The sequence below is a fragment of the Brevibacillus soli genome, assembly GCF_044759095.2.
In the GTDB taxonomy this organism is placed as follows: Bacteria; Bacillota; Bacilli; order Brevibacillales; family Brevibacillaceae; genus JBIYSM02.
The window spans coordinates 1-3,879 of the sequence record NZ_JBIYSM020000088.1 but is presented as its reverse complement, the minus strand read 5'-3'; the positions used below and the strand labels follow the sequence as shown (position 1 = coordinate 3,879).

The following is a 3,879-nucleotide window of genomic DNA, read 5'->3' as shown; positions in this document are numbered from 1 at the left end:
ACTACTTCCATTTAGAGAGCTGAATTCCTTTTGTTTTTGACTTACCCCAGGAATTTTTCAGGGGAAACTAGCTAAAGTCGGCTGGGTTTTCTTATACTTCAAATCGACCGATGACTTCTTCCAGCTGTTTTGACATCTGGTTCAACGCATTGACGGAAGCGGCGATCTCTTCGATAAACGCCAGCTGCTGCTGAGTAGTGGCAGCCACGCTTTGCGTGTTGCCGGAGGATTCTTTGGCAATACGCGCAAGTTCTTCAACGGAAGCGGCAACCTGGTCGGAACTTGCCGAAATTTCCTCAGTGACAGCCGACACTTCGGCGATTTGATCGGCAACATGCTGGGTCGACGCGAGGATTTTTTCGAAGGCTTGTCCCGCTTCGTTGACGATAGTTATACCGATCTGGACTTCTTCTGTACCTTTGTTCATCGTTTCTACGGCCCGGTTTGTACCCGTCTGGATTTCCTCGATGATCTGGGTGATCTGACGAGCGGAATCGGCGGTTTGTTCTGCCAGTTTTCTTACCTCGTTGGCTACTACGGCAAATCCTCTTCCGTGTTCCCCGGCACGCGCAGCTTCGATCGTCGCATTGAGCGCCAACAGATTCGTTTGTGAAGCGATGTCGCTGATGGTATTGACAATCTTGCCGATGCTTCTGGAGTGCTCGGCCAGCTCTTTTACAGCTGCAGCGGAATGACCAACGGATGTCTCGATCGTACCCATTTGCGAAATGACGCGTTGGATGGACACATTCCCCTGTTCCGCTTCTTTCGCGGAATTTTGCGACGATTCCGATACGGCTACAGCCGTTTCGGTGATGCGCTGAATCCCAACTACCATTTCATTGATTCCGATTTTGCTTTCTTCTACACTGTATACCTGTACTTCAGCGCCGCTGGCAACCTCCTGAATCATGGTAGCGATCTGGTTGACAGCCTGTTTTGTTTGTTCCGCACTCGCCATCAATTCGATAGAGGAGGCGGAAACATTGCCGCTTGCTTGTTTTACCTGTGCAATCAGCGCGCGAATGTTTTCTGACATCTGGTTAAACGCTTCGCCAAGCTGGCCCAGCTCATCTTTTCGATTCAGGTTGATCTGCTTATGCAATCGGCCCTGTGCGATCTCTTGAGCAGCGTTGACCACCATGCTGAGAGGATTCACAATGGAGCGGGCCACCAACTGACCGACGAGGGCGGACAGCAGAATGGCAATCACGATCAATCCGATCTGGACGTAGAAAATATTTTGCTGCAGGGCTTTTGTCTGCTCGTAACTGTTCAGGGCAAGCTTGTTGTTTAGATCGACGGTTTCCTGCAGGTACTCTGTCAAGGCGTCTTTTTTCGAAACGAGTTGGGAGTTGTATGTACTGACTGCAAGAGCCATGCCGTTGCTGCTGCCAACCGACTCATTTCCCTTTTTCATCCAATCGATGATCCCGTTCAGATCTTTGGAGTAGCCGTTCCAAATGAGTGTAAATGTTTGCAGGTCTCCGGCGTTAATTCCGTATTTGGCCTGGTTTTCGGTTAGTTGTGCGACTTCCTTGGTCACCTTTTCTTTTAGCTCAACGATTATTTTTGTCTGTTCCTCGGCCGATTCGTGTTTTGTTAAGAGTGCCGAAGCGGTGTATGCATTCAGTCTTTCGAAATCGGTGGAAAGGCCCAGCAATCCGGAAACAGATTGCAGGCGGTCTTCGTACAATTCCTGTGTGGCTTGTGCCGCCTTTGATTGTGAGTACAGCCCGACCCCGCCTACGGCCAGCATAAACAATAAAATGAGGATGTAAGACGTGTACAGCCTGTAAATGATCTTCCTGCTGCCGCTCTTGCCGGAAAAGGGTAATGTGGAAAATGGTTTTTTCAACGGCATCTTGAAGGAGAATTTTTTCAATGGAACTTCTTTCGGCAATGTAAGCGGCTTGACCTTAGAAAATGGATTTCGGAACAGGTTTCTCATCATAATACTCCTCTCTCTATTCACTAACAAAACCAAATCCAACCAGTACCCCTTTTCCCCATTTTTAACAGCGATAAACGTTAAATGTAATTTTTAAGCAAACTTTTTAGACGATGGAATGTTCCTAGGGAACGAACCGCCTTTTCCAGAGGGGGAATGTGCTGCCGGCGCTTCTTGATTCTTCTAGAGCTGTAAAAAGGATATAGCAGTTTGTTATCATCCCTACACAAGATAAAGATGATCTGGGAAGAGAATTTCATCCTCAAGACTACTCCCACCACTATATCGTAACGATCCGCTTCATGATTCCCTTATATCATGGGAAGGAAGCAGCGAATTTTCGAATAGATGTTGAAAAAAGCCTGAATATGGTAGTGGAGGAATTCAACTTGAAGAAGATAAATCGATTTCAAACCTGCTGGAAAAAGGATTTTTCAAACTCTTTATTTGTTGGGGAAGCCTGGCATCCGCTTATTGGTTATCAGGGGAGATTTGAACGTCGGCTTTTCATCTATATGTTCAAGGAATATATGGTGTAGGGACTTGTGGAGGCAAGCGCGCCGGTTTATCTCGGTTCAGACGATCTCGTCGCTACATGGGCTGCGGTTTTTTGGGCCATACTAAGCGCGTGAGGTGGGGACGCGGTATGGAGAAAGCGGTCTATTTTTCCGTTTCATGGCGGGATGCGGCGGAATTTACGAACAAGCTGAAGCAAAGCGGTCTTCGCTACTCGATTGAACAATTTCCCGGCAGCAAAAGCTTGGCGTTTGTTTTTCCACAGGTAAGCATGAGTCAGTATGTCTACCTCTATGTCCTTTTCGGCAGCGACGGTATAGATTATCAACGTAAAAAGAGCAGCGAGCGCAAAAATTTCTGGTCAAGGTGGAGATCAGATGGATAGCAAGCAATCCCCTTATGAACAGCGGGACCATGAACACCTGGAAGTGGACGAGTCTCTGGAATCGTTTTTGGATAAACGGAACGAGACATAGTGGACCTTTTACTGAACTTTCACAAAATAGTAACCAAATTTCTATACAATTGTCTGTATTTTCGAATATAATCGATAACAGAGAAAGAGACCTATAGGGTAGAGGTGGAGTAAGGATGTTATTGATATTAACCGAAACAACGTGCAAAATCTGCAAAGCCAAGCTTACGGAGTATGAAATTAAGCACAAGGATGGACTTTGCATGGAGTGTCATAAGGAGGAAGAATTGGCCGGACGAAAGAAAGAAGAATAGATAGCTCGAGAAGGATCACCGTCTCCGCCTATGAGCGAGGCGGTTTTTTCATGATTTTATTATGAAAAAAGACTTGATATTGTCGTAACCAATGCGTTATCATTCATGCTCTGACGTGTATTTGTGCAGCTTACTCAAAATCATTGAAGCCTCTCTAAAATTTCCTATTGATTTTGGTTGGTAGATGTGATAGATTAATTCTTGCGCCGGTGATGAGCTTGGCGAAGATTGCTAAAAAATCTGGTGGATACCAGTAGTGAAGGTAAAAGTTTTGGGGCTGTAGCTCAGTTGGGAGAGCGCCTGCCTTGCAAGCAGGAGGTCATCGGTTCGATCCCGTTCAGCTCCACCATTATGGATGGATGTCCGAGAGGCCGAAGGAGCACGATTGGAAATCGTGTAGACGGGGATAACTCGTCTCGTGGGTTCAAATCCCACTCCATCCGCCATTCAATCCGGCCCGTTGGTGAAGCGGTTTAACACAGCAGCCTTTCACGCTGTCATTCAGGGGTTCGAATCCCCTACGGGTCACCATAATTCACCCCAAAAAGTGAAGTGAGCCTTCGAAGCTTATTCCGAATACTTTTCGGGGGCCCATAACAACAAGTTGGAGGCTTAGCTCAGCTGGGAGAGCATCTGCCTTACAAGCAGAGGGTCGGCGGTTCGATCCCGTCAGCCTCCACCAT

The 3,879-nt window shown here is 47.0% G+C and carries 4 protein-coding genes and 4 tRNA genes; 7 read left to right on the top strand and 1 reads right to left on the bottom strand.

Annotation, left to right across the window (positions count from 1 at the left end; all coding sequences use genetic code 11):
* Window positions 1-91 precede the first annotated feature (91 nt).
* Window positions 92-1,954: a methyl-accepting chemotaxis protein gene (locus ACE99V_RS20125; protein ID WP_400492977.1), complete on the bottom strand. Its 1,863-nt coding sequence runs from the start codon at window positions 1,952-1,954 to the stop codon at window positions 92-94.
* 386 nt (window positions 1,955-2,340) lie between these two features.
* Here ACE99V_RS20125 and ACE99V_RS20120 point away from each other — a divergent pair, with 386 nt between their 5' ends.
* The 7 genes from ACE99V_RS20120 to ACE99V_RS20090 all read left to right on the top strand — a co-directional run bounded on the left by ACE99V_RS20120 (window position 2,341) and on the right by ACE99V_RS20090 (window position 3,878).
* A complete protein-coding gene (locus ACE99V_RS20120) occupies window positions 2,341-2,490 on the top strand; it encodes a hypothetical protein (protein ID WP_400492976.1) in 150 nt (49 codons plus the stop codon).
* A 107-nt stretch (window positions 2,491-2,597) separates the two neighbouring features.
* A complete protein-coding gene (locus ACE99V_RS20115; RefSeq protein WP_400492975.1) occupies window positions 2,598-2,852 on the top strand; it encodes a hypothetical protein in 255 nt (84 codons plus the stop codon).
* Window positions 2,853-3,058: 206 nt separating this feature from the next.
* Window positions 3,059-3,196, top strand: coding sequence for a hypothetical protein (locus tag ACE99V_RS20110; protein WP_420998582.1), 138 nt, complete (start codon window positions 3,059-3,061; stop codon window positions 3,194-3,196).
* 273 nt (window positions 3,197-3,469) lie between these two features.
* A tRNA-Ala gene (locus tag ACE99V_RS20105) sits at window positions 3,470-3,545 on the top strand.
* 4 nt (window positions 3,546-3,549) lie between these two features.
* Window positions 3,550-3,642, top strand: a tRNA-Ser gene (locus tag ACE99V_RS20100).
* A gap of 8 nt (window positions 3,643-3,650) precedes the next feature.
* Window positions 3,651-3,727 (top strand) — tRNA-Glu (locus ACE99V_RS20095).
* Between the two features lie 75 nt (window positions 3,728-3,802).
* Window positions 3,803-3,878, top strand: a tRNA-Val gene (locus tag ACE99V_RS20090).
* Window position 3,879 lies beyond the last annotated feature (1 nt).

Bases quoted from the DNA above. Each gene is read 5' to 3' on its own strand.
- ACE99V_RS20125 (WP_400492977.1), bottom strand. From the start codon at position 1,954: ATGATGAGAAACCTGTTCCGAAATCCATTTTCTAAGGTCAAGCCGCTT.
- ACE99V_RS20110 (WP_420998582.1), top strand. From the start codon at position 3,059: ATGTTATTGATATTAACCGAAACAACGTGCAAAATCTGCAAAGCCAAG.
- ACE99V_RS20115 (WP_400492975.1), top strand. From the start codon at position 2,598: ATGGAGAAAGCGGTCTATTTTTCCGTTTCATGGCGGGATGCGGCGGAA.